The following is a 25,348-nucleotide window of genomic DNA, read 5'->3' as shown; positions in this document are numbered from 1 at the left end:
TCCTTGCAGCGGATTCAGATGGGAACGATCAACGACGTGCGCACGCGATAGTTGTCGTACACGCAGTCGCGCCGGTTGATCGCAATGCCGCCCGGCGTGACGCGGAGCACGTCCAGGTAGCGGCCGACCATGTTCAGGGTCGGCTCGCGGTCGGACAGCGACTCCATCACGGCGAAATTGGCCTGGGACACGATGTGCTCGCCCTGCACGTCCATCACGCGCACGCCGCTGATGAAATGGCGCAGCGAGCGCGGCTCGAACATGGTGGTTTCGCGCAGCGCCGTCACGCGGTCGCGCACCATGTTGCGATTCATGCAGTAGATCAGGCCTAGCGGCAGGCCCGCATCGTGGTTTTCTCGGGACAGCACGCGGTAATGGCAGTCTTCGGTGAAGAAGTCCGGCCATTGCTCCAGCCGGCCTTCGTCCAGGCAGAAGGCGTAGTCGTCGTAGAAGTCCCGCAGGCGCGCGCGCAACGACGGCGCGTCGGACAGTTCAGTCAGGGTCATGGTGGGTCCGGGTGTCGATTCGTCGGGGCGCGCGGTCACGAGGCGGCGGCCAATTGCGCGCGGTTGCTTTCAAAGCCGCTCTGGCTGCCCAGCGCCAGGATGGGTTCCTGCATGCGCTCTTGCCAGATCAGCGATTCCATCGCGATCTGCAGCGGGTGGTCTTGCACGGTCAGCGCCGACGTGGTCTCGGTGCCCGAGTGGTGCGAGTGCATGGCCCAGCCGGGGGCCGACAGGATCAGGTCGCCCGCCTTCCAGTCCAGCCGCACGCCATTGACCTTGCTGTAGCCATTGCCGCGCAGGTAATAGTTGATGGCCGACGAACTATGGCGATGCGGCACATGGTGGTTGTCGGGCGGCGACGACGAGATGGTCGCGAAAAAGCTGTGCGTGGTGCCGATGCGGCGTTCCGTCGCCGGGTTGTACAGCACGAAGAGGCGGCGGCCGTTGTAGCCCCGCGCCATGTCCTCGACCGTGGGCAGGTGGCGCGACACCGCCTGCCAGGGCCAGAGCAGCGCCTTCGAGTCCAGCACGTCGATATCGATCAGCCATTCATAGCCCAGCAGCCACGCGCCCTCGGGCGTGATCTGTTCGCGCAGCGCCAGGTCGCGCGACCGGGCGGCGTCCGGCGCCCTGGGCGGCGCGGGCCGGGTATTGGCGTCGGCCGGCGGCACGGCGCCGTCGAACTCTTCGACGTAATGGATTTCCAGCTTTTCCAACAGGGGCGCGTTGGAATAAGACAGCCGCACCCAGGGCGTCTTGCCCTCGTTGCGATACGAATGCACCTGCATGGCGGGCGTATTCCAGACGTCCCAGTGGCCCACGCGGATGTCGCGGCCCGCCACCGTGGCCACGCCTTCTCCGCTGATACAGATTTCCAGCATGTTGGAATTCTTGCGCAGGTTGAAGCTGCGCTCGCCCGGGTTCACCACGTTGATGGTGACGTCCGTGCCGGGGGCCAGCCCCAGGCCCGGCGCGCTGGCCTCGGGATGGGTGATGAGCGAGGCGCGGCGGCCGTTGTCCGGCCGGGGCGCGTCGATCAGGCGTGCGATTTCCAGATCGATGTCCTCTTTGGGGATCACGATCGACGGCCATTTGTTCTGTTCCCGGGGCGGCGCCCCGCTGACGTCGACGAACATGCTTGTCTCCTCTTCCCGCCGGCGTCGGCGGTCTTGGTTGATGGAATGCGGATCAGGGCTGCGCCAGCAGCAGGTTTTCGCGGGTCTGGGGCGGCAGCGCCAGGCCCAGGTCCTGGTCGCGGGCGTGTTCAAAGACCACCCGCGCCATCGCCAGGTCCGACAGGCCCATGCCCATGCCCTTGAAGATCGTCAGGCGGGCGTCCGCAGGCCGCGCCAGTCCCTGCGCCAGCCAGTCGCTCAGCACCGTCACGCCCGGCCACGGCGCGCCGTCGGCGCCAAAACGCTCGCGCAGTTCACGCGAGCCGCGGCGGGCGTTTTCCAGGTCGTCCACCACCACGCCATCTGCGCGCTCAAACACGTCCTGGGCGAACTCGGCCTTGCTCGGCAGAATCGCGCCCACGGCGTTCAGGTGCCGGCAGTCCGCCAGCCGCGCCGCGTCCACGAACGGGTCGACGGCGCGCGTGATCAGCGTGACGATCTCGGCGCCGGCCAGGGCGTGTTCCAGCGTGTCCGACGCCTGGATGTCGAAGGCATACTTGTCCGCCACGCTGGCCACGAAGGCGCGCCGCTTCTCGGCCGTGGGGCTGTAGACGCGGACCTGGCGCAGCGGGCGCACCGCCGCCAGCGCGGCCAGCTGGGTGACGGCCTGCGGACCGGTGCCGATCAGCGCGGCGCAGGTGGCATCCGCCGGCGCCAGCGCCCGGGTGGCCACCCCGCTGATCGCCGCCGTGCGCAGCATGCCCAGGGCGCGTGCCTCGATGATGGCGCGCAGCGCGCCCGAGCCGGCATCGAACAGGCTGAACAGCGATCCGCCGCCCGCCTTGGTATGCACCCAGGTCTTGAAGCCGGCATAGCCTGCCGCGCCGGTCTGCACCGAACCCAATGCATGCATTGAACTGCCGTCGCCCCACGTGGCCAGCGTCTTGGGCAGATTGCGCGCCTGCTCCCTGCCCTGCGCGATCAGCATGTCATGCAGGGCGTCGATGGCCCGGGGAATATTCAGGACGGACACGACATCGCGTTCCGTCAGGTACCGCAGCGCATCAGCCATGCGGGTCTCCTGGTTGACGCGGCGGGTTCGTCCGCCACGATATTGCTCAAGGTGCCGATCCCGGGAATCTCCACTTCCAGCCGATCGCCCGCCGCCAGAAATCGCGGCGGCTTGCGGCTGGCGCCCACGCCTTCCGGCGTGCCTGTGGCGATCAGGTCGCCGGTGGATAGCGGGGTGAAGGCGCTGATGTAGGCGATCAGCTCGGGAATGGGAAAAATCAGGTCCGACACGTCACCGTGCTGCATGACCTCGCCGTTCAACCGCGAAATGACCTGCAGGCGGGCGGGGTCGCCGATCTCGTCGGCGGTCACCAGCCAGGGGCCGATCGCGCCGCTGCGCTCGAAGTTCTTGCCCGGCGTCACCTGGGCGTTGTGCTTCTGGAAATCGCGTACCGAGTTCTCGGCCATGCAGGTGTAGCCGACGACGTGCGACAGCGCATCCGCCGCGGCGATGTGGCGCCCACCCCGGCCAATCACCACCACCAGTTCGCCTTCGTAGTCGAACTTCTCGGACGCGCGCGGCTTCCACACGGCTTCCCGGTGGCCGACCACGCTGTCCGCGAACCGCGGAAACAGCGAGGGGTGGGCGGGCAGCTCGCGTCCGGCCTCAAGCACATGGCGGCCGTAGTTCAGCCCCACGCACAGAATCTTGCGAGGCGCGGGCACAGGCGGCAGCCATTGCAGGTCCGCCAGCGCAATACAGGACAGGCCCGGCGCCTGGGCGGCCTGCGCGATCCGGGCCGGGCCGGCCGCGAGCGCGGCGATGACATCGGGCCATACGGGGGTCAGCACCACCACCTCGGTGCCGCGCAACACGCCCCAGCCGGGGCGGCCTGCGTGGGCGAAGCTAATCAGCTTCATCTTGTCTCCTGGGCTATGTCAGGTCCCCAATGGCATGCAATGGACTTTTCTTTGCATGCATTGAGGCGCTTATTTTCGTCTCAGACGCTATTTTTCCGAATTATTGCATGCAATTTTGATAAATCGCAAGACAGGTAGAGATATTTACAGCCCTATTGCATGCAATTTTCTGGGTACACTGGAGCCCCCTTTCAGACTATCTTCAGCCCACGCTCCGCTATGGCCGCACAGATCGACAAAGTGATTTCCGAACTCCGGGACATGGTGCTTTCGGGCGCCCTGCAACCCGGAGAACGCGTGGTGGAATTGCAGTTTTCCGCCCGCCTGGGTGTGTCGCGCACGCCGCTGCGCATCGCGCTGACGGAACTGGAAAAGGAAGGCCTGCTGGAACGGCTACCGTCCCGGGGCTTCCGGGTACGGGCGTTCACCGTGGAAGAAATCGGCGACGCCGTGGATGTACGCGGCGTGCTCGAAGGCATGGCGGCCCGGCTGCTGGCCGAACGCGGCGCGTCCGAGGCCGTGCTGGCCCAGTTGTCCGAAGCCGTCGAAGAAGGCCGCGCGCTGCTGGCGCCCGCCCGGCGCGATCCCAACACCACCGTCGACGCCCGCGCCTGGGGCCAGATCAATCGGCGCTTTCACGAAATCCTGTGCGAGGCCGCCGGCAACCGCGCCCTGCTGTCCGCGCTGGAACACAACAACAAGACCCCGCTGGCCGGCCCCGCCGCGCTGACGCTGCCGTCCACCCCTTCCCTGCTGGAAACGCCGTTTGTGCTGCGGGCGCAGGCAGACCACGAAGACCTGCTGCGCGCCATCACCCGGCGCGAAGCCGTGCGCGCCGAAAACCTGATGCGCGAACACGCCTACCGCAGCCGCGAGAACAAGCGCGTGCTGCTGGAATCGCTGCGCGGCGCGTCAGCGGCGCGGCCATTGCTGGCCGACCACGCGGCGTAGGGAAACGTTCTTTTGCAACGGGTCTGGCGCATCGTCCAACGCCCCGTCGTCCCAGGTGGCCTCGGCATCCACGGTGTATCGAGGCCGCTTGCCGCCCTTGCCTGGCGGCCACCCTGCGCCCGTGCCCGCCCTGCCCTGAGACGAAAATATGACAGATCTTCATCCCGACATGAGTCCCGAAGCCTTTGCCGCCGCGCTGCGCGAGAACGCGCAGGCGCAGCAGTTTCCCGGCGGCATGCTCATGCCATCCGGCCCGCAGGACTACGTTGGCGCCGTCATCGCCATTACCGGCACGCTGTACTTCGAAGACGGCTTCACGCCCTCCAAGCGGGCGGCGATTGCCCAGTGTTTCGATGATTACCGGGCCCAGGCCGGCGACGTATTCACCTGGCTGTGGCGCGGCGAGCCGCCCTCGGGTCCGCCCTGCCTGCCCTATGCCAAAGCCCCTGCCATCCGCGACTGGTTCAAGGACCGCGACGAAGACGAACAGATCGACCTGAATTACGCGAGCGGGGTCAAGCGCCAGGACGCAGGCCCGTACTCGTTCTATGTCAATGCCGCGCCGAACTGGATTGCCAGGAAAGGACGGCGGCTGGACGTGTTGCGCTTTGCGCTGCCCTTCGTGGACATCATCGAACAGCCCAAGGCATTTCAGCGCCTGTTCGTCGAGTTCGCGCGCAAGCTCGAAGCGCGGCATGGACACGGCGGCTTCGGCTTCGTGCTGACGCCTTCCGAATGGAATGCCAACCAGCCCACCGAGGCCTTCGTCTCCGAGCAGATGCGCGGCGTCGATGTCGGCGCGCCGGTGTTTTCCGCCTCCAAGCTCAAGCGCGACACCTTCAAGACCGTTTCCTGGCTGACGGCGATCAATCACAATATGGTCGAGCAGGCGGGCGGCTTGCATACGCTGCGCTCGGCGCTGCCCCCCGACTGGTTCGCGTTCTACGACTACGGCACAGGCATCGTGATACAGGCGGGCAATGAACCGGATACCGCCGCGACATTGATCGACCCCAAGCCGCCCCAGTATGTGCTGCCCAATGCCGCGCTCAAGGCACTGAGAAGTTCAGAGCCCGGAATACATTTGGCAGCCAGCGCGGCCGGAGAGCCGCGTCTGACCGGCGTCAAGCGCGAGGCCTGGCTTCAGCGCTTCGACGTGACCGACGATGAATTGCTGGATGCCAAGGCCCGGCTGCTGGACACGCCACGGCTGGATCAAGTCCATACGCTGGACCGCACGCCGTGATCGTCCCCTAGCCCTGCCGTCCGCTCGCGCATGCGGTAGTGCCGCAACCCGATCCGCGTTCGGCCACCGCGTCAGGCCGGCGAAACTGCGTGTGGCAGACACCGGTTTCGGGCAACACCAGCTCGACCCGCCGGGCGGCCTCCCAGTCGCCGGCCAGGGCCGCCGCCACCGAGCGCACCTGTTCGTAGCCCGTCCACATCAGAAACGTCGGCGCCCTGCCGTAGCTTTTCATGCCCACCACGTATAGCCCGTCTTCCGGATGCGACAGTTCCTCCGCACCGTGCGGCCGCACGGTGCCGCAGCTATGCACATTCGGATCGATCAGCGGGGCCAGCCGGACCGGGCTTTGCGTAGCCGGATCCAGTTCCAGGCGCAGTTCGGACAGCAACCCCACGTCGGGCCGAAAGCCCGTGGCCACGATGACTTCGTCCACCGGCGGCAGCACCTGGCTGTCGGCATGCAGGCGCAGCCCTTCAGGCGATGCGGCGATCCGGTCGACATGAACGCCGGTATGCAGCGCGATCTTGCCTTCATCCAGCAGCCGCCCGATCACCAGACCCAGTTTGCCGCGTTCCTGCAATTGGTCGTTCTTGCCCCCGCCCAGGATGCGTTCGAGCGACACGCCGCGAATCGCCCACGACACCTGGGTGCGCGGCTCGGCGGCGGCAAGTTCGGCCAGGTCGTGAAGCGCGTTAAACGCGGAATGGCCGCTGCCCAGTACCAGGACGCGCCGGTTGGCATAGCGCGGGCGCGCAGCGCCCAGCACGTCGGGCACGCCGTAGGCGATGCGGTGCGCTGCGCCGATTTCGCCCAAGGCAGGAATCCCATGCGCCCCCATCCAGTTGGGCGTCGAGTAGGTGCCGGACGCATCGATCACCGCGCGCGCCAGCACATCCCGCTCGCCGTCCGGCCCTGCCACCCGCAACAGGAATGGCGCCTGGCCGCGCGGCGCGCTGCGCATCACGTCGTGGCCCACGCGGCTGACCGACACCACGCGGCTGTTCAAGTGCAGGCGCTGGCGGATCGGCGCCAGCTCGGCCAGCGGCCACAGGTACTGTGCCAGCAGATCCCGGCCCGTGGGATACGCATCAGCCGGTGGCGCCACCCAGCCCGTGGGCGCCAGCAATGCCGCGGCCTTGACGTCGACGTTGAAGCTCCACGGCGAAAACATGCGCACATGGCCCCAACGGCCAATGCTGGCCCCCGCCGCGGCCCCGGCTTCGAACACCAGCGGCTCAAGCCCCCGGTCCAACAAGTGGGCCGCTGCGGCCAGGCCGACCGGCCCGGCGCCGACGATGGCAATGGGTAGGTGATTCATGCTCATGACTGATACCTCTTCCTTCCAGACAAGCGTGGGGGGATTCCCACTATTAATTGGTACTACCAACTATTTGATTGAAAAAAATGCCGTGCTTGCGCCACGGCAGACCTGCATGGATGCTGTGCCTGGATGCGCTATTGCGCCTGGCTGGCCGTCACCGCGCCACAGCGCGCCTGCGCCGCGCGCGTCAGTTGGCCCAGCAGCGTCAACGCGCCGTCCAGTACCGCTGGCGGCATGTGTTCGATCATGGCGGCCTCTTCGGCGATCAAGTCCGCGCGAATCGTCTGGTACAGCGCCCTGCCCTTGGCGGTAGGCGTCAGTTGCACCGCGCGCCGGTCGGCGGCATCGGCCACCCGCGTGACGTAGCCCTTGCGTTCCAGTGAATCGACGACCCGGCTGGCCGTGCTTTTGTCCAGGAACATCTCCTGCGCCAGCGACTGCAGCCGCAGCGAGCCCTGCTTGACCAGGGTTTCCAGCGCATAGCACTGCGCCACCGACACGTCGTAGCAACAGATGCGGTCGCGATCACGGAACTGATGCACCCGGATCAGTTGATTGACGGCCTCGTAGAGGGCTTCTGCGTCCTGGGTCGCGGTGCGCGTGCGGGGGGAGCTCATGGCTGAATCGACGATCCACGAATAATTAGTTGTTAGTAGCAACATTATCCGCTGCGCCCAGCGCTGTCAAGCCCCGGCCCCGCCACGCCTAAGCGGTCGCCAACCGCTCGGCCATCGAATAGCGATCGATGTAGTCGCGGAAATGCTTCAGGAAGGCGGCCTCGGCCGGCGTGTGCTGGGCGTCTCGGTGCCACAGCAGATGCAGGTCCACCGAGCACACGCCCTCGCCCGGCGGCAGCCGCCACAGGCGGCCTTGCGCCAGGTCTGCCTGCACGCTGTGTTCCGGCAGGCAGCCGATGCCAAAGCCGGCGATCAGCAGCCGCTTGACCTCATCGTGATGCGTCGACGACGCGACGATGCGGCCTGAAAAACCGCGCTGGTCGCGAAAGATGGTCAGCGGCGACAGGCTGTCGCCCAGGGCGTCGCTGGCAAAAGACACGAAATTCTCGCCCAGCAGGTCTTCGATGCGGATGTCCTGACGCCCGAACAGCGCGTGATTGCGGCCGCAGAACAGCGCATAGCGTTGTTGCAGGAAGACCTTGTGATCCAGCCGCTTGGGCATCTGCCGGCACAGCGCGATGCCGGCCGTGGCCGCGCGCTGCTGGACCAGGGTGCTGATCTCGCTGCTGGGCAGCACGTCCATCTGCACCTCGATGCGCGGATGCACGCGATGAAAGTCCGCCCAGAAGTTGTCGTACACGGTGGAGTGGATGCGGCTGGCCACCAGCAAGTGGATGCGTCCCACTTCGGCCACGTCGGTCTGCGACACGTGGGTCAGCAGGTGCGACACATTGCCGTGTATGGCTTCGGCCGCGCGGCAGACTTCTTCGCCCGCGTTGGTGACGGTGAACGCGGTGTTGTGGCGTTCGATCAGCCGCCGCTGCAACTGGTCTTCCAGGCGTTTGAGCGCCTGGCTGACGGCGGACTGCGTCAGGTGCAGCTTGGCGGCAGCGCCGCTGATGCTGCGTTCCTGGACGATGACCAGGAAGGTGCGCAGCAGGTTCCAGTCCAGGCGTTCGCCGGGGCGGGTGGCCAGGGGGGTCGTAGAGGGCATCAGGGCGTTCCGCGGCAGGCGACGGCGGCGGCCCGGCCCGGGAAGTGCCCCGCAGCGCCAGCAAAACCGCCATACATAAACAAAATTTAAGTTAATTATTATAAAACATAAATTGACGTTATATGGCGCCGGGAGCGATAAACCGCCTTCGAACATCAATACCCATACAAGGAGACACCCATGGCCGCTCCCGCCAGCCCTGCCCCGCAACGGCAACCGGTTCGCGCCGCCACCGCCGCCTTCGTCGGCACCACCATCGAGTGGTACGACTTCTACATCTACGCCACCGCCGCCGCCCTGGTTTTCGGCAAGGTGTTCTTTCCCACCGCGGACCCGTTCGTCAGCACCATGGCGTCGTTCGGCACCTTTGCCGCAGGCTTCCTGGCCCGGCCGCTGGGCGGGGTGATCTTCGGCCACCTGGGCGACCGCGTCGGCCGCAAGAACGCGCTGATGGCGACGCTGGTGATCATGGGCCTGGCCACGGTCGGCATCGGTCTGTTGCCCAGCTACGCCAGCGCCGGCCTGTGGGCGCCCGCCCTGCTGTTGCTGCTGCGCCTGGCCCAGGGCCTGGCCGTGGGCGGCGAATGGGGCGGCGCCGTGTTGATGGCGGGCGAACATGCGTCGCAACGCCGCCGCACCTTCGCGGCCTCGTTCGCCCAGCTGGGCAGCCCGGCGGGCCTGATCCTGTCATTGCTGGCGTTTCGCCTGCTCACCACGCTGGACGAAGCCGACTTCGTCAGCTGGGGCTGGCGCGTGCCCTTCCTGATCAGCGCCGTGCTCTTGCTGGTGGGGTATTTCATCCGGGTCGGCGTCAATGAATCGCCTGATTTCGCCAAGGTGCTGGAACGCCAGCAGCGCGCCGAGGTGCCCGCCAAGGAAGTGCTGCGCACCGCCTGGCGCACCGTGCTGCTGTGCATGGGCGTGTGCACGGTGGCGATCGGCGGCATCTATTTCACCAACACGTTCATGCTGTCCTACACCACCCAGACGCTGGGCCTGAACCGCGCGCTGATCCTGGACTGCCTGTTCGTGGTCGCGATCATCCAGTTCATCGTGCAGCCCGTGGCGGCCTGGCTGGCCGACGTGGTGGGCACGGCGCGCGTGCTGATCACGGCGGCCCTGTTCTCGGTGTTTGCGCCCTACCCGATGTTCATGCTGGTGACGCGCGGCGACGCCTTCAGCATCGTCGCCGGCATCGCGATCGTGCTGGTCTTCATGGCGGCCATCTATTCCGCCATGGCCGGCTACATCAGCTCGGCCTTCGCCACGCATGTGCGCTATTCCGGCATTTCGCTGTCGTACCAGCTGTGCGGTGCAGTGGCTGGCGGGCTGACCCCGCTGATCGGCACCTGGCTGACCTACCACTACCCGGGCCGGTGGCTGCCGCTGGCGATCTTCTATTCGGTGCTGTCGGCCATCACGCTGGTGTCGATCTGGGCGCTGGCCGGCCACAAGCGCCGCCTGCGCCTGGACGCGATGCACGCCGCCGCTGCCTGATGGGCGACCCGAGCGGCCACCCGGGCGACGGCCCGGACAGCCGCTTGGGGCCGCCGCCCTTTGATCATTGCTTTTCACCATTCAAGGAACCCCGCATGACACAGACAACCCCTCCCGCCCCGCTGACCGAGCAGCAGACCCGCCGCATTCTGCAAGCCGTGGACGCCCGCTTCGACGCCCAGCTGGCGTTCACGCAGGACCTCGTGCGGTTTCCGTCGCTGCGCGAGCAGGAACATACGGCGCAGGACTTCCTGTTCGAAGCCATGCGCCAGCGCGGCTTTGCGATGGACCGCTGGAAAATCGACGTCAAGGACATCGAGTCGCACCCTGGCTTCGGCCCGGTCACCGTGTCGTACGAAAACGCCTTCAACGTGGTCGGCACGTACCGCCCCGAGGCGCAGACCGGCCGGTCGCTGATCCTGAACGGCCACATCGACGTGGTGCCCACCGGCCCGGTCGACATGTGGAGCCGTTCGCCGTGGGACCCCGCCATCATCGACGGCTGGATGTACGGCCGCGGCGCGGCCGACATGAAGGCCGGCCTGGCCGCCAACCTGTATGCCTACGACGCCGTGCGCGCCGCGGGCTATGCGCCCGCAGCCCCGATCTACTTCCAGTCGGTGGTGGAAGAAGAATGCACCGGCAACGGCGCGCTGGCGGCCCTGCTGCGCGGCTACCAGGCCGACGCCGTCATCATTCCAGAGCCCGAAGAGAACATGCTGGTGCGCGCCAACGTCGGCGTGCTGTGGTTCAAGGTGCGCGTGCAGGGACACCCGACCCACACCCGCGAAATGGCCAATGGTTTCAACGCCATCGACGCGGCCTATGCCGCCATCGAGGCATTGCGCCGGATCGAGGCCAAATGGAACGGCCAGCACCATTGCCACCGCCATTTCGAGCACCTGGACCACCCGATCAATTTCAACATCGGCAAGATCGAAGGCGGCGACTGGCCGTCGACCGTGCCGCCCTGGTGCGAATTCGACGTGCGCGCGGCGATCTACCCCGGCACCACGGCCGACGAGGCCCGCGCCGAGATCGACGCCTGCCTGCAAGACGCCGTGTCCGACCCGCGGCTGGGCGGCACGCCGCCCACGGTCACCTACACCGGCTTCTACGCCGAAGGCTACGTGCTGGAAGAAGGCAGCGCCGCCGAAGACACGCTGCGCGCCTGCCACCGCCAGGCGTTCCAGAGCGATCTGCAGAGCTTCACCACGCCCGGCTACCTGGACGCCCGGGTGTTCGTGATCTACGGCAACATGCCCACCCTGGTCTACGGCCCGAAGTCGCTGGACATCCACGGCTTTGACGAACGCGTGCACCTGGAATCCCTGCGGCTGATCACCAAGACCATCGCCCTGTTCATCGCGCAGTGGTGCGGCGTCAGCGAAGCCCGCTAGCCCCTGGGGCCCGGCCTGGCAGGCATTGCCGCGCGGCCGGTCATCCGGCCGGCGCGGTATTTCAGATATCCTTGGCCGTTGCACCTGCCCCCCGCCGCCATGTTCATCCGCCAACTCAACTACCTGATCGCCCTGGACAAGCACCGGCATTTCGGCCGCGCGGCCGAAGCCTGCCACGTGTCGCAACCGGCCCTGTCCAACGGCATCCGCGAGCTGGAACGGGAACTGGGCATCACCATCGTGCGGCGCAACCGCAGCTTCCAGGGCATCACGCCTGAAGGCGAACGCGTGATCCAGTGGGTGCGGCAGATGCTGACGTCGCTGGAAGGCCTGCGCCAGGAAGCCGGGCTGATCCGCAGCGTGCCCAAGGGCCACTTGGCCATCGGCGTCATTCCCACGGCCGGCCACGCAGCCTCGCTGCTCAGCGCGCAGTACCGCGAGATCCTGCCGCAGCTGTCCATGGAAGTCGCCGCGCTGAGCACCCCCGAAATCTTCAAGCGCCTGAAATCGCAGGATATTCAGCTGGGCATCCTGTATGACCGGTCGGTGGCCGGCGCCGACTACGACGTGCTGCCGCTGTTCTCGGAACGCTACGTGCTGGTGGCCGACGCCCAGGCCTCGCTGCCGCGCCAGCTGGGCTGGGCCGAAGTGGCCGAGCTGCCGCTGTGCCTGCTCAGCCGCGACATGCAGAACCGCCAGACGCTGGACGAACAATTCAAATCGGCCGGCGCGCAGCCCGACGTGGTGCTGGAAACCAACGACATGCGCCTGCTGCTTGCCGAATGCCAGAGCGGCCGCGCCTTCAGCATCCTGCCGCTGAGCGCCCTGCCCACCCGCCATGAAGGCGCCGACCTGCGGGTGCATCCCATCACCCCGGAAATCACCCAGGACGTCTGCCTGATCCGCCTGCGCCGAGAGCCGCAACCGGCCTTGTCCGAGGCGGCCTGGCAGATCGCCACCGGGCTCGACCTGGAAGCTGCCCTGAACGAGCCGCTGAACCGGGACGCCGCCGCGTGAACCGGGATACCCGCTGAATCGCGATACCGGCGCACGCCGCACCATTCGCAGCCTTACCCCCCATGATAACCGCCGGTTATCACGAAATTCAGTCAAACGATTGGCCTGCTGCACCGCCGCAAGGCAGGCTATCGACCTTGGGCGTGGACGGCACCGTCTTGCCGTCACGGGCTGCGGCCCGGCGCCAGCAGGAGAATCATGATGAGCAAGCAACGAGAAGTGCCCGGCATCCGCCCCTACAACGGCCCGGCCGGCGGCTGGGGCGCGCTGAAGGCCACCGCCCAGGCCGTGCGCCAGCAGATGGAAGTGGTGCAGGCCCCCGTGCTGCTGCTGCGCACCAACCAGCCCACGGGCTTTGACTGCCCCGGCTGCGCCTGGCCCGACAAAGAGCACAAATCCACCTTCCAGTTCTGTGAAAACGGCGCCAAGGCCGTCACCTGGGAAGCCACCAGCAAGCGCGTCACGCCGGCATTCTTCGCCCAGCGCACGGTCACGTCGCTCTTGGCGCTGTCGGACCACGAACTGGAAAACTTCGGCCGTCTGACCCACCCCATGGCCTACGACGCCGCCAGCGACACCTTCCGCGAGGTGTCCTGGGAAGATGCTTTCACCCGCATCGGCCAGGTCATGCGCGAACTGGAAACGCCCGACCAGGCCGAGTTCTATACGTCGGGCCGGGCCTCGAACGAAGCGGCCTACCTGTTCCAGCTGTTTGCCCGCGAATTCGGCACCAACAACTTTCCCGATTGCTCGAACATGTGCCACGAGGCCACCAGCGTCGGCCTGCCGCGGTCCATCGGCATCGGCAAAGGCACCGTGTCGCTGGAAGACTTCGACCACACCGATTTCATCATCTCGATCGGCCACAACCCGGGCACCAACCACCCCCGCATGATGGGCACGCTGCACGAAGCCGCCCGCCGCAAGGTGCCGATCATCGTCTTCAACCCCTTGCGCGAACGGGCGCTGGAACGCTTCGCCGACCCGCAAAGCATCGTCGAGATGGCGACCTACGGGTCCACCGACATTGCCTCGACCTACTACCAGGTCAAGGCCGGCGGCGACGCCGCGGCGCTCAAGGGCATCATGAAGGCGCTGCTGGCGCTGGATGCCGAGCGCGGCGACGCGCTGGACCACGACTTCATCGCCCAGCACACCCAAGGCCTGGACGCGCTGGTCGCCGACCTGGAAGCGACCTCGTGGGCCGATATCGAAAAGCACAGCGGCCTGCCCCGCGCCAGCCTGGAACAGGTGGCCGAAGCCTACTCGCGGTCCACCGCCGCCATCGTCACCTACGGCATGGGCATCACCCAGCACAACAAGGGCACCGCCAACGTGCGGCTGATCGCGGACCTGCTGCTGTTGCGCGGCAATATCGGCAAGCGCGGCGCCGGCATCTGCCCGCTGCGCGGCCATTCCAACGTGCAGGGCAACCGCACCGTCGGCATCACCGAAAAGCCCTCCGAGAGCTTCCTGCGCAACTTGGAAGACGTGTTCGGCTTCTCGCCGCCGCGCGCCCACGGCCACGATTCGGTGCAAGCCATGCAGGCCATGATCGCCGGCCAGGTGCAGGCGCTGATCTGCCTGGGCGGCAACTTCGCCATGGCCATGCCCGACCCTGAACGCTGCTTCGACGCCATGAAGCAGCTGCGCCTGTCCGTACACCTGGGCACCAAGCTGAACCGGTCGCACCTGCTGGTAGGCCAGGAAACCTTCATCCTGCCCGTGCTGGGCCGCACCGAGCTGGACGTGCAGGCCGGCGGCCCGCAGTCGATCACGGTGGAAGATTCCATGTCGATGGTGCACGCATCCGCTGGCGGCTTGAAGCCGGCCTCGGTGCACCTGCGGTCCGAACCGGCCATCGTCGCCGGCATGGCGCGCGCCGTGCTGCCCGGCAGCAAGGTCGACTGGCTGGGCCTGGTCGACGACTACGACCGTATCCGCGCGCTGATCGAACGAACCATCCCGGGCTTTGACGACTACAACGCCCGCATCCGCGTGCCAGGCGGCTTTCGCATGCCGCTGGCGGCCACCGAGCGGCGCTGGAACACGCCTTCGGGCAAGGCGATGTTCTCGGTGTTTCCCGGCATCCGTGAAAGCAACACGGCGTGGGAAGACGACGTCCTGACCCTGGTCACGATACGCAGCCACGACCAGTACAACACCACCATCTACGGCCTGGACGACCGCTACCGCGGCGTGTTCGGCCGGCGCGACGTGCTGTTCATGAACCCCGACGACCTGGCCGCGCTCGGCCTGGAACACGGCGATCGGGTCGACATCGACACCGCCACCGATGGCCGCAAGCTGACGCTCAGGAACATCACCGCCATCGAATACAGCATCGCGCGCGGCACCGTGGCGGCCTACTACCCGGAAGCAAACGTCCTGGTGCCGCTGGACTACATCGACCAGGACAGCGGCACGCCGTCGTACAAGTCAGTGCCGGTGCGGGTACGACGGGCCGGGTTGGACGACTGAGCCGCGCGCCGGCGGCCGGCGTGAAAACCGGTACACCGTCGCGGGCGGCAGATTGAACAGCGTGCGGCCCACGCGGGTCGCCTTCAGGCCCAGCCGATCCAGAATCACGCGCGGCACCGGGCAACGCACGCCATAGGTGAACTGGTAAAAACAGCCCTGCGGCGCCAACGGGCCGAACGCACTCGCCAGAATGGCCATGACCTGGCGCGGCGGCATCGCCAGCAAGGGTAAGCCGCTGACCACGGCCTCGGCAGAGCCAGCCGCAAGCCCCGCACGGCCCAGGCGCGCCGCGTCGATCTGGTGGATACTGGCGCGCGGGTAGCGCCGCTGCAGCAGTTGGGCAAAGCGGGCATCCGGCTCGACCAGCACCAGGCTGGCCTCATCCACGCCCCGCGCCAGCAAGGCCCGCGTGAACGCGCCGGTGCCCGGCCCCAGTTCCAGCACGGGCCCGCCACCGGGCCGGACATCACGGGTGATCAGCTCGGCCAGCGCCGCGCCCGACGGCGCGATGGCCGCGACCTTCAGCGGGTTGCCCAGCCAGGCCGCAAAGAAATGCAGGTAATCCGAATACCGGGAGGCATGTGTCGTCATTGCAGGATTTCCGTGTCGTTCCCAAACGCCACCGCCCGGCATCATGGCCGGGCGGCGTCTGCGTAGAGTCTACGGGCCGCCGATTTAAGAAAACATGAACGCCACGGTCGTGAATATCTCTATCGGTGACGGCGCGGGGGCAAAAACACGCGGCTGGCAGGCGCCACCTCCCATGGCACGACGGCCGCGCGCGCTCGAGGTGCGTGATGCGCTTCTTCAGAATTCTCTACACTCGGTGACTTGCGCCGCAGGCAGTACTGGTAAGCGGGACGCGTGTTCGTCCCGCGCCTGGGGTCTTCGTCAGCCCAAGAGGCACGGCGGCAAGGCCCCGTGCCGCGAGCGGCCGAATGCCGACTTGCCGGCATCCATTACCCCTCCCACCGACAGCAACGCCGTAGCGGAAAACAGGCCATGAACGCTTCAAGATCCTCCAATCGCTGGGTCGCCGCCCTCGTCGGCGGCAGCCTCGCGGCCTATGGCCTGGCCGTCCACCTGTGGCAGGTGCCACTGTGGGTCGGCCTGGCCTACCTGGCGCTAAGCCTCATCACCTTCGGCGTCTACGCCCGCGACAAGGCCCTGGCCCGCGCCGGCCTGTGGCGCATTCCCGAACGTACCCTGCATGGTTTGGCGCTGGCGGGCGGCTGGCCCGGCGCGTTGCTGGCCCAGCGCTGGCTGCGGCATAAATCGGTGAAGCGGCCGTTTCGAATCGTCTACGGCATCACGGTTGTGTTGAACCTGGCCGTGTTCGCAGGGGTGTGGTCGCCGATGGGCCGCGCGCTGTGGCAGCCCCTGGCCAAGCCGTGGATGGGGTAACGGGCCTGGCCGTCAGGCCTTGCCCGACTTCAGCGACAGCACCAGCACGCCCGCCCCGACCAGCGTCAGCCCCGCCGTCGTGTTCAACCGCGCCGCCACCGCCGGACGCGACACCAGCCAGCCGGACAAGCGGGCCGCAAACGCGCCCACCAAGGCAAAGATGACGAAAGTCAGCAAGGCAAAGATCGACCCGTAGACCAGCATCTGCACCTGCACCGAGCCCCGGCTGGCATCCGCGAACTGCGGCAGGAATGCCAGCACGAACAGCCCCGGCTTGGGATTGAGCACATTCGAGAAAAAGCCCACGCTCAGCACCTTGCGCAGCGGCAGGTGGTGCGACTTGCGCAGGGTGATCAGGTCCTTGGCGCGCAGGGCCTTGATGCCCAGGTAGATCAGGTAGGCCGCGCCCACCAGCTTGATGCCCCAGAACAGCGCCTCGGACGTCTGCATCAGCAGCGACAGCCCAAACGTGGCCGCCACCGTATGCACCATGATGCCCCCGGCCGCGCCCAGCGACGACACGGCGGCGGCCACCCTGCCCTGGCTCAGGCCGCGGCTGAGCGCCAGGATGTTGTCCGGACCGGGCGACACCACCACGATCCCGCAGGCAAGCAGATAGGGCAAAAGGACTTCAAGGGGGAACATGGGGGATCTCCGACAAAAAAGGGCGATGCCACCGACGGGCCCGCGCCATCGGGCAATGATACCCGGGCAGCTGGCGGACAAGCGCGACAGCACTATATAGTGCTGCCCTGCCCCCCCCCCGCCGGAGTCCGAGATGTACATAGACGTGCGCCGCCGTTTGGTGTTCTTCGACCAGACCGATCGTTTCCTGCCCCAGCCCGGACTGGCCAGGTACGACCTTGCCAGTGGCAAGTTGTTGGCCGTACCCGGCGCGCAGGCCGGCGACGTCGTCAATGATGTGGCCCGCGACGGCAATGCCCTGGCGTTGGCCTCGGCCGACTGGGTGACGGTGCGCAACGCCAGCCGCACCCGCCTGACCTTCGTGGTCAACGGCAACGTCGCACACCAGACCGACAAGTTTCTGTCGTTCTGGACGCGATTCGACCCCTCGGGCCGTTTTGCCCTGGTCAGCGCCTTCAATGGCAAGCGCCGCCCCGTGGTGATCGACCTGGACAGCGGCGAATGCAGTGACCCCATCGCGCGCGATCTCGACGCCCGCTTCGGCGACGTCGACCCCTTCGATGGCCGCTTGTGGGCCCCGGACGAACGCGCGAAAGATGCGCTACTGGCCGTCGACTGCCGCAGCGGCGATGTTCAAAAGGTCAAGCTCCCGTTGGGCGAAAAAGTGGCGCGGGTGCGTTTCGCACGAGACGGCGCGGCCTTGTTCGCCACGGCCGCCAACAACCGCCTGCTGTGCTGCGACCGCGACGGCGCGGTGCGGTGGTCGCGCGATATCGGCGAGTACGGCGAAGTCCACGCCGGCAATATCCACTTCAACGAAGACGGCACCTACCTGTGCCTGCCCCTGTCAGAGACGCCCCGCAGCAACTGGGGCGAAGACCTGGTCATCGATGCCCGTACCGGCGCGGTCGACAACGCCATCCTGCGGCATCGCGGGCCGCCGGCACGGCTGGCGTCGGATTGGTTTGGCGATCGGCTATTGACGCATGGCGGCGAGATCGTGGATTTTCATACCGGGGCGGTGGTTGAACAGCTGACATTCGGGCCGGTCGCCAGGGCTTGATGGGTAAGTGGAAATCGCGCTGTCGCGCAAAAACGTAGACTGACACGTCGTCTCTCCCGGAGTCCCCTGTGCCCCAAGCCCCTCTGCGTGCCAGCCTGCTGGCCCTGTGTGCCGCCCTCCTGACTGCCTGCGCATCGACTTCCCCGTCGCTCCCCGCCGCATCCCTGCCAATGGTCATCGCACACCGGGGCGGCACGGCCGATGCGCCGGAGAACACGCTGGAAGCGATCCGGCTGGCCATCGAGCACCGCGCTGACGCCTTGTGGCTGACGGTGCAGTTGAGTCGCGATGGGGTTCCGGTGCTGTACCGGCCGGCGGACCTGTCGGCGTTGACCGACGCGCGTGGCTCAGTCGCCAGCCATACGGCGGCCGAATTGGCGCGAGTCAATGCAGGGTGGACGTTCCAGCGGCCGGGCACGAGCAGCAAAGACAAGGGCAACGGCAACACCAACAGCTACCCCTACCGCGACCATCCGACAGGCATTCCGACGCTGCGCGAGGCGTTGCGCGCCATCCCGCCCGGGATGCCGGTCATCCTGGACATGAAGGCCCTGCCTGCCGCCCCGCAAACGCAGGCCGTGGCTCGTGTGCTGTCCGAGGAACAGGCCTGGCCGCGGGTGGTGATCTATTCCACCGAAGCCGATTACCAACAGCGTTTTTCGGCGTATCCGCAAGCCCGTCTGTTCGAGTCGCGCGACGCGACGCGTTTGCGCCTGCTGCAGGTGAGCCTGGGCGCCGGCTGCATTGAACCGCCCGCGGCATCGACCTGGACGGCCTTCGAACTGCATCGCAAGGTGACGGTGACCGAGAAGTTCACGCTGGGTGAAGGCCGGTCGGAGATCGACGCGACGCTGTGGTCGCCCGAGTCGGTGGCGTGCTTTCGCCAGCGATCGCCACAGGTGCGGATCGTGGCGATTGCCGTGAACAATGCCGCCGATTACCAGGCGGCGGCATGCCTGGGGGTGGACGCGGTGCTGGCGGATTCGCCGGCCAAAATGGCGGCGATCCGCGCGGACCCCGCGTTCGTCAGAACAAGTACCGAATGCCGCCGTTGAACATCCACGACTGCACCCCGGCGCTGCCGATGTCTTCCTGCCGCGCCACTTCGCCGTAGAGCGAGAACTGCTCGGTGACGGTGCCGGTGGCGCCGATCGACAGCCGCATGGCGTCGCCGTACTTGCCCGAGTCAAAGCGCACGTCGCCGACGCGCACGTCGCTGCCGCCGACAAAGCCGTGCATCACATCCAGGCCCAGGTAGGGCGTGAGGATGCCGCGGTTGAGTTCGAACGGGCGCGTCAGGCGCACGCCCAGCCGGCCCGTGATCTGGTTCTGCGAGCCGATGTCCACGTCCAGCCCGTCGACATCGGTGCGGCGGTCGAAGCTCAAGCGTTGGGCGATGACCTGGGCTTGCGGTTCCAGGATGAAGCCGCGGCTCAGGGCGATGGGGTAGCCGGCTTCGACCGACGCGGCGTAGCTGTCGCCGCGCAGGTCCATGGCCTTGCCGCGCGCGTCGGTGGCGATGCTGCCGTCAAAGCGGCCGACGGACAGGATACTGTCGACGTACCAGCCCTGCTGGCTCTGGTAGGTGGCGTAGCCGGACAGGCGGTAGATGTCGGCCTTGCCCTTGCTGTGGCCATCCACCGCGTCGGGCGTGAAGTTCAGCCAGCCCAGGGTGCCCGCCGCGCCAAAGCGCCAGGTGCCGTGGTCGTCGCGCAGCCTGAGCAGGTTGCCGCCCAGCTGGATGGCGCTGTAGTCGCCGTCAGCGTCGTAGCCGTACTGCTTGAAGCCGCGGTTGCTGCGGTAGCTGAAGTCGCCGCCGTAGGCGCGAAAGAAGAATTCCCCCGGGCCCTGGTCGCGCGTCAGCTGGCGGTCGTCGCGGATTTCACCCAGGCGGCGGTGCAGCGAGTCCAGGTCGGCGATGGTGGCGTACTGCAAGGCGATGGGCGCCGTGAGGTAGCTGGCGACTTGCGGCGCGACGGCCGGGCGTGCATCGGACGGCACGCTGGGACTGCCGCCGGGGCCGCCACCGGGATCGACCGGGCCTTCGGGTGTGACGTAGGCGCTTTGCAGGCGATAGTCCCAGAAGCTGTCGCCGTTGCCCACGAGCGATTGCGAGGCATCGGCGGCGCCGATTTCCGAGCCGGGGCCATAGGCGTACAGGTGGTAGGCGTAGGGCGAATCGTGCGTGACGGCGTAGCCGCCGGGCAGCGCGAAAGCCCGAGCGGTGGCGTGCCCGCCGACCTGCACCAGCGAGATGCCTTCGTGCGCGCCCAGCGAACCGTCGGGCGTGGTGAGACCCCCGGGGCTGCCATCCACGGGCGTGACCTGCACATAGGTGGTGCCGGACGCGTCGCCCGCGATCAGCAGGCGGTCGGTGTGCTGGTCGGCCAGCGGGCCGCCGGCGTTCAGGTAGGTGTTCACGCCCAGGGCGCCGTTGTCGCCGCGGTAGTCGCCGGTGACCTGCACCACGCGGTAGGACGCGGCGCGGGTCGGGTTAGCGGCCACGTCTGCGGCGGCGCGCAGGTTCACCAGGCTGTCGACGTTGACCAGCGTGGTCACGACCGAGTCGCCGGTGACTTGCCAGGTGCTGCCGTCTGCCAGGTTCAGGTGGGTGGTGCTGCCGGCCGGCGTCAGCACGCGGCCGTCGATGACAGAGCCGCTGGCCACGATGTCGGCCTGCCCTGGCGCGTCGGCGCCGATGTTGAAGGCGGCGTTGCCGCCGGTGACGGACGAGCCGGTCAGGTTGATGACGGCCGGGCCGCCGCTCAGGTGGATGCCGTCGGCCTGGTCGGACGCGATGGCCGAGTCGGTCAGGTCAAAGACCTGGGCGGCGGCGCCTGCGGTGCCGGTCAGGTGCAGGCCCTGGGCGTTGGCGCCCGCGGCGTGCAAGGTGGCGCCGGTGGCGGAAAAGCGCGTGGCATTGGGCGACACGCGCACGGCGTCGGCGCCGTCGCCTTCGGTGCTGACCAGGGTGCCCGAGCCGTCATGGCGGCCCAGGTTGACCGTGCCCCAGCCTTCCACGTGCACGCCGTGGGAGGCCTGCCCCACTGTGTGCACGTAGGCGCCATCGATGTCGGCGACGGACCCGGACTGCACGCGCACGGCCACCGCGTTGTTGCCCTGCGTCTGCACCGCACCGCCCTGGAGTGTGACGGGCGCCGAGGACGTGGCGAACAGGCCGTAGGTGCCGTCCTTGACCCCGTTGATGGTCGTGCCCACCAGGCCGACCTGGCCGCCACTGACGTAGACGCCGTAGCTCTGGTCGGACTGGATCCACATATTGTTGCCCTGGAACACGCCGTTGCTATTCACATAGACGCCGACCGCCCCGGCGCCCTGCGTATGGATGCGGGTGCCGTCGCCGGTGTAGGCGCCCTGGCTTTGCACCAGCACGCCATAGCTGGTGGCGGCTTCGGTGGTGATGGAGCCGCCGTTTGTCGTGATCCGGGCGCTGTCCAGCACGTGGATGCCATGGGCGTTGGCGCCGCGCGTCAGGATGTCGACCTGGTTCAGTTCTGCGCCTGCGCCCTGCCACAGCTCGACGCCCTTGGAGTTGTCCTGCAGCGTGGTCAGGGTGGAATCGTGCAGCACGGTGGTGGCCTGCGCGCCGAAAGAGCGCAAACCGTGCGAGTCCAGGAAGTCGGTGATGACGTAGACATTGGTACCGGTGAACTCGGACGCGGCCGCGCCCGTGCCCACGTTGTAAATGCCCCGCACGCTGCCGCCGGTCGCATGGATGTACGTGCCCCCGGCCTTGACCTCGATCTTGCCGCCGCTGCGCACATACAGGCCGTCGATGGCGTCGCCGCTGACGTTGATATGGATGGGACTGCCGTCGCCGCGCGAGGGGTCCAGGATGGCGCTGCCGCCGATGACCTGGATGCCGGTGCCGCCCATCTGGGCCGGATACGGCGGGGTCGGGTTGATGATCGTGCCGCCGACAAAGACTTTTTCTTCACCGTCACGCACCTGGAAGGGTTCGGTGTAGGTGCCTTGCGGCACTTCCTGCGCCAACACCGGCATGGCGGCGAAGGCGGCAAACAGCGCGACCGTCAGGGGAGCCAGGCGGGAAATCAAGCGGCGCGTCTGACGGTTTCCGTGTTGAGCCCGCGCGGCGCGCGTCACCCTCCTGTCTGCCATCTTTTGTCCGTTCGTTCCCGCCTTGCTACATCCACCTTCCTGGTCTGCGCATCTCATGATGGGCTCCTGATTGAAGTCGTTGATGACGACCGACGTCAGCCAGGGGGTGCGCACTTGCTGCTGTGCGCTCTTGTGAAGCGACCAACGTCAGCACTGCCACCACGTTAGCGCTAGCATTTGATAGGTACAAACCCTGATGAACCGTCCCTTGATCTCGCGCAACGACAAGGGAAATTTGGCAGGAATAATTGTGTGAAAGCGCGTCAGGAATCGTTAATTTTCAAAGACTTGGGTTTTTTATTCCCGGGTCGGCATGGCCAAGCGCGCACGCGGTGCGTCGGCCGCGTCGAGCAGGTTGACTCGACCTGATCGCAACCCCGCGCCCATTGGCAAATTTCATCATCTTCGCTCAAACCTAGGGTTTCCACTCATAAATTCGCTGAATTCCAAGGATAAGAATTCAGAATTTTTCTTATGGAAGGGGCGCGCGTATAACGACTGACGCAGCAACCTCAACCCACTTTCAGAGAGATAAACATGAGGGGAAATTCCAAGACGGGCCACCAGCCGGTGCGCGCGTCCACGGCCGCTTTCGTCGGCACCATGATCGAGTGGTACGACTTCTATATCTACGCCACCGCCGCCGCGCTGGTGTTCGGCAAACTGTTCTTTCCATCGGCCACGGGCTTTTACGGCACGCTGGCCGCGTTCGGCACGTTTGCCGTGGGCTTTTTCGCGCGGCCGCTGGGCGGCGCGATCTTCGGGCATATCGGCGACCGCATCGGGCGCAAGAAATCGCTGGTCATCACCTTGCTGATGATGGGCACGGTGACAGTGCTGATCGGCCTGTTGCCGACCTACGCGTCGATCGGCATCTGGGCGCCGATCCTGCTGGTGCTCTTGCGCATCGTGCAAGGCGTGGCGGTGGGCGGTGAATGGGGCGGCGCCGTGCTGATGGCGGGCGAGCATTCGCCGGACAAGAACAAACGCACCTTCTTCGCGTCGTTCGCGCAGCTGGGCAGCCCGGCCGGCCTGATCCTTTCGATGCTGATGTTCAAGCTGGTGACGGGGCTGGACGACGCGGCCTTCCTGTCGTGGGGCTGGCGCGTGCCGTTCCTGTTCTCGGCCGTGCTGCTGGCCGTGGGCTTCGTGATCCGCCTGAGCGTGAACGAATCGCCTGATTTCCTGGAAGAAAAGCAAGCCCGGGCCGAGAAGCAAAAGCTGCCTCAACATTCCAAACCCGAACGCGCCCCGCTGGCGCAGGTGCTGACCGGCGCGCCCAAGCTGCTGGCGATGGCGGTGGGCGCCAATGTGCTGGGCATTGCGGGGTTCTATTTCACCAGCACGTTCATGATCGCCTACACCACGCAGTACGTGGGCCTGAACCGCGCGGTGATCCTGGACTGCCTGCTGGTGGTGTCGATCATGCAGTTCTTCATCACGCCGCTCGCCGCCTACATCGCCAGCCGCGTGGGCAATCTGCGGTTCCTGGCGTTCACCGCGCTGGTGTCGATCTTCACGCCGTACGCGATGTTCAACCTGGTGGACATGGGATCGCTCTCGTCCATCACGCTGGGCATCGGCGTGGCGGTGCTGTTCATGGGCGCCTACTATGCGGTGATTGCGGGCTTTGTCAGCGACAGCTTTCCCACGGCGATCCGCTATACCGGCATTTCAATGGCCTATCAGCTGTCGGGCGCGATCTTCGGCGGCCTGACGCCGATGCTGGGCACGGTGCTGGCCGAGAATTTCAAGGGCCAGTGGTGGCCGCTGGCGCTGCTGTTCTCGGGGATTTCGCTGCTGTCGCTGGTATCCGTGCTATTGCTGGGGGCCTACGGCCAGCGCCGCGTTCAATTCCAACTGAAGGGGCAACAAGCATGAAGGCGTTTTTCCACGACGACCAGAAACTGCATCATCCGCAGACCTACTTCTCGCGCGGCAAGATGCGCACGCCGCAGGAAGTGCCGTCGCGCCTGGACGCGCTGGCGCAGGCCGCCCGCCACCTAGGCTTTGACGTGCAGGCGCCTGCCGACCACGGCACCGAGCCGTTGGCCGCGGTGCACACGCCGGCCTACCTGCAGTTCCTGCAGAACGCCCACGCAGACTGGAAAAAGCTGCCCGAGGACTGGGGCGACGAGGTCGTGTCCAACGTCTTCGTGCGGGAACCCAACGCGCTGCGCGGCGTGCTGGCACAGGCGGCGCGCTACCTGGCCGACGGCAGCTGCCCGGTGGGGCCGAACACCTGGCGGTCGGCCTATTGGTCGGCGCAGTGCGCCGTGGCCGCCGCCGACCGCATCGTGGCCGGCGACCGCCATGCCTACGCCATCTGCCGTCCGCCCGGCCACCACGCCCGGCGCGATGCGGCGGGCGGCTTCTGCTACCTGAACAACGCCGCCATTGCCGCCCAGCGCCTGCGCGGCAAATATGGCCGCGTGGCGATCCTGGATACCGACATGCATCACGGCCAGGGCATCCAGGACATCTTCTACGAGCGCAACGATGTGCTGTACGTGTCGATCCACGGCGATCCCGAGAACTTCTACCCGGTGGTGGCCGGCTTTGAGGACGAGCGCGGCGCGGGCGATGGCTATGGCTACAACGTGAATCTGCCGATGCCGCACGGTTCGCCCGAATCGGTGTTCTTCGACCGCCTGGCCCAGGCGCGTGCGGCCATCGAGACGTTCCAGCCCGACGTGCTGGTGCTGTCGCTGGGGTTCGACATTTTCGAGAAGGACCCGCAGGCGATGGTGGCCGTGTCGGAAGATGGCTTCGAACGCCTGGGCCGCGAGGTGGGCGGCCTTAAGCTGCCCACCTTGATCGTGCAGGAAGGCGGCTACTATATCGAGGGCCTGGAATCCAACGCCGCGCGATTCTTCGCAGGACTGGCCGGCGCCTGACCCCCTGGCGGCCGGTTTGGCGGACAGGCCGTTATCGGCCTGCCCCGGTCCGCTTCAATGCC

21 protein-coding genes are annotated in these 25,348 nt (G+C 66.8%); 11 read left to right on the top strand and 10 right to left on the bottom strand.

What is annotated here, in order from left to right:
- Nucleotides 1-14: 14 nt before the first annotated feature.
- From AC3WMR_RS08510 to AC3WMR_RS08495, 4 genes are read right to left on the bottom strand one after another with little or no spacing between them, the layout of a single operon-like run.
- Nucleotides 15-506, bottom strand: a complete 492-nt coding sequence (locus AC3WMR_RS08510; protein ID WP_492263583.1) for an aromatic-ring-hydroxylating dioxygenase subunit beta — start codon at nucleotides 504-506, stop codon at nucleotides 15-17.
- 35 nt (nucleotides 507-541) lie between these two features.
- Nucleotides 542-1,642 (bottom strand): cupin domain-containing protein, encoded by a 1,101-nt coding sequence (locus tag AC3WMR_RS08505; protein WP_492263582.1) that lies wholly within the window; start codon nucleotides 1,640-1,642, stop codon nucleotides 542-544.
- A 52-nt stretch (nucleotides 1,643-1,694) separates the two neighbouring features.
- Nucleotides 1,695-2,693, bottom strand: a complete 999-nt coding sequence (locus tag AC3WMR_RS08500; protein ID WP_492263581.1) for an ornithine cyclodeaminase family protein — start codon at nucleotides 2,691-2,693, stop codon at nucleotides 1,695-1,697.
- Complete coding sequence (locus tag AC3WMR_RS08495) at nucleotides 2,669-3,553, bottom strand: fumarylacetoacetate hydrolase family protein (protein ID WP_492263580.1); 885 nt, start codon at nucleotides 3,551-3,553, stop codon at nucleotides 2,669-2,671. Before AC3WMR_RS08495 ends, AC3WMR_RS08500 begins: the two co-directional genes overlap by 25 nt.
- Before the next feature lie 219 nt (nucleotides 3,554-3,772).
- Here AC3WMR_RS08495 and AC3WMR_RS08490 point away from each other — a divergent pair, with 219 nt between their 5' ends.
- Nucleotides 3,773-4,504 (top strand): GntR family transcriptional regulator, encoded by a 732-nt coding sequence (locus AC3WMR_RS08490; protein ID WP_492263579.1) that lies wholly within the window; start codon nucleotides 3,773-3,775, stop codon nucleotides 4,502-4,504.
- Between the two features lie 148 nt (nucleotides 4,505-4,652).
- The gene (locus tag AC3WMR_RS08485) at nucleotides 4,653-5,750 is read left to right on the top strand and encodes a type VI immunity family protein (RefSeq protein ID WP_492263578.1); all 1,098 of its coding nucleotides are present in this window, start codon (nucleotides 4,653-4,655) and stop codon (nucleotides 5,748-5,750) included.
- Between the two features lie 7 nt (nucleotides 5,751-5,757).
- Here AC3WMR_RS08485 and AC3WMR_RS08480 read toward each other — a convergent pair whose 3' ends face one another.
- The 3 genes from AC3WMR_RS08480 to AC3WMR_RS08470 form a co-directional block, all read right to left on the bottom strand.
- Nucleotides 5,758-7,074 (bottom strand): NAD(P)-binding domain-containing protein, encoded by a 1,317-nt coding sequence (locus tag AC3WMR_RS08480; protein WP_492263577.1) that lies wholly within the window; start codon nucleotides 7,072-7,074, stop codon nucleotides 5,758-5,760.
- Nucleotides 7,075-7,205: 131 nt separating this feature from the next.
- Nucleotides 7,206-7,688, bottom strand: coding sequence for a MarR family winged helix-turn-helix transcriptional regulator (locus AC3WMR_RS08475; protein ID WP_492263576.1), 483 nt, complete (start codon nucleotides 7,686-7,688; stop codon nucleotides 7,206-7,208).
- Nucleotides 7,689-7,776: 88 nt separating this feature from the next.
- On the bottom strand, nucleotides 7,777-8,742 hold the full coding sequence (locus tag AC3WMR_RS08470) for a LysR family transcriptional regulator (RefSeq protein WP_492263575.1): 966 nt from the start codon (nucleotides 8,740-8,742) through the stop codon (nucleotides 7,777-7,779).
- 180 nt (nucleotides 8,743-8,922) lie between these two features.
- Between AC3WMR_RS08470 and AC3WMR_RS08465 the strand changes: the two genes are divergently transcribed.
- The 4 genes from AC3WMR_RS08465 to AC3WMR_RS08450 all read left to right on the top strand — a co-directional run bounded on the left by AC3WMR_RS08465 (nucleotide 8,923) and on the right by AC3WMR_RS08450 (nucleotide 15,137).
- Nucleotides 8,923-10,239: an MFS transporter gene (locus AC3WMR_RS08465; RefSeq protein WP_492263574.1), complete on the top strand. Its 1,317-nt coding sequence runs from the start codon at nucleotides 8,923-8,925 to the stop codon at nucleotides 10,237-10,239.
- Nucleotides 10,240-10,334: 95 nt separating this feature from the next.
- A complete protein-coding gene (locus AC3WMR_RS08460) occupies nucleotides 10,335-11,639 on the top strand; it encodes an ArgE/DapE family deacylase (RefSeq protein WP_492263573.1) in 1,305 nt (434 codons plus the stop codon).
- A 78-nt stretch (nucleotides 11,640-11,717) separates the two neighbouring features.
- Nucleotides 11,718-12,656 carry a LysR family transcriptional regulator gene (locus AC3WMR_RS08455; protein WP_492263572.1) on the top strand — a complete coding sequence of 313 codons (939 nt, stop codon included), beginning with the start codon at nucleotides 11,718-11,720 and terminating at the stop codon, nucleotides 12,654-12,656.
- Between the two features lie 201 nt (nucleotides 12,657-12,857).
- A complete protein-coding gene (locus AC3WMR_RS08450) occupies nucleotides 12,858-15,137 on the top strand; it encodes an FdhF/YdeP family oxidoreductase (protein WP_492263571.1) in 2,280 nt (759 codons plus the stop codon).
- On the opposite strand, the gene AC3WMR_RS08445 is transcribed toward AC3WMR_RS08450, so the two are convergent.
- On the bottom strand, nucleotides 15,096-15,728 hold the full coding sequence (locus AC3WMR_RS08445; protein WP_492263570.1) for a class I SAM-dependent methyltransferase: 633 nt from the start codon (nucleotides 15,726-15,728) through the stop codon (nucleotides 15,096-15,098). The two genes, AC3WMR_RS08450 and AC3WMR_RS08445, sit on opposite strands and share 42 nt — an antisense overlap.
- Before the next feature lie 411 nt (nucleotides 15,729-16,139).
- Between AC3WMR_RS08445 and AC3WMR_RS08440 the strand changes: the two genes are divergently transcribed.
- Nucleotides 16,140-16,541, top strand: a complete 402-nt coding sequence (locus AC3WMR_RS08440) for a DUF1294 domain-containing protein (protein WP_492263569.1) — start codon at nucleotides 16,140-16,142, stop codon at nucleotides 16,539-16,541.
- 12 nt (nucleotides 16,542-16,553) lie between these two features.
- Here the strand turns inward: AC3WMR_RS08440 and AC3WMR_RS08435 are convergent, their stop codons facing one another.
- A complete protein-coding gene (locus tag AC3WMR_RS08435; protein WP_492263568.1) occupies nucleotides 16,554-17,186 on the bottom strand; it encodes a LysE family translocator in 633 nt (210 codons plus the stop codon).
- A gap of 133 nt (nucleotides 17,187-17,319) precedes the next feature.
- Between AC3WMR_RS08435 and AC3WMR_RS08430 the strand changes: the two genes are divergently transcribed.
- Together AC3WMR_RS08430 and AC3WMR_RS08425 are read left to right on the top strand one after the other, a co-directional pair.
- Nucleotides 17,320-18,249, top strand: a complete 930-nt coding sequence (locus tag AC3WMR_RS08430) for a YncE family protein (RefSeq protein ID WP_492263567.1) — start codon at nucleotides 17,320-17,322, stop codon at nucleotides 18,247-18,249.
- Nucleotides 18,250-18,317: 68 nt separating this feature from the next.
- On the top strand, nucleotides 18,318-19,304 hold the full coding sequence (locus AC3WMR_RS08425; protein ID WP_492263566.1) for a glycerophosphodiester phosphodiesterase family protein: 987 nt from the start codon (nucleotides 18,318-18,320) through the stop codon (nucleotides 19,302-19,304).
- On the opposite strand, the gene AC3WMR_RS08420 is transcribed toward AC3WMR_RS08425, so the two are convergent.
- On the bottom strand, nucleotides 19,276-22,326 hold the full coding sequence (locus AC3WMR_RS08420; protein ID WP_492263565.1) for an autotransporter family protein: 3,051 nt from the start codon (nucleotides 22,324-22,326) through the stop codon (nucleotides 19,276-19,278). The genes AC3WMR_RS08425 and AC3WMR_RS08420 overlap by 29 nt on opposite strands.
- 600 nt (nucleotides 22,327-22,926) lie before the next feature.
- On the opposite strand from AC3WMR_RS08420, the gene AC3WMR_RS08415 reads away from it, so the two are divergent.
- Nucleotides 22,927-24,270: an MFS transporter gene (locus AC3WMR_RS08415; RefSeq protein ID WP_492263564.1), complete on the top strand. Its 1,344-nt coding sequence runs from the start codon at nucleotides 22,927-22,929 to the stop codon at nucleotides 24,268-24,270.
- On the top strand, nucleotides 24,267-25,286 hold the full coding sequence (locus AC3WMR_RS08410; protein ID WP_492263563.1) for a histone deacetylase family protein: 1,020 nt from the start codon (nucleotides 24,267-24,269) through the stop codon (nucleotides 25,284-25,286). The genes AC3WMR_RS08415 and AC3WMR_RS08410 overlap by 4 nt, the downstream gene beginning before the upstream one ends.
- Nucleotides 25,287-25,348 lie beyond the last annotated feature (62 nt).

This window comes from Achromobacter sp. FW305-C-28 (genome assembly GCF_058783235.1).
This window is presented reverse-complemented; position numbering and strand designations above follow the sequence as displayed.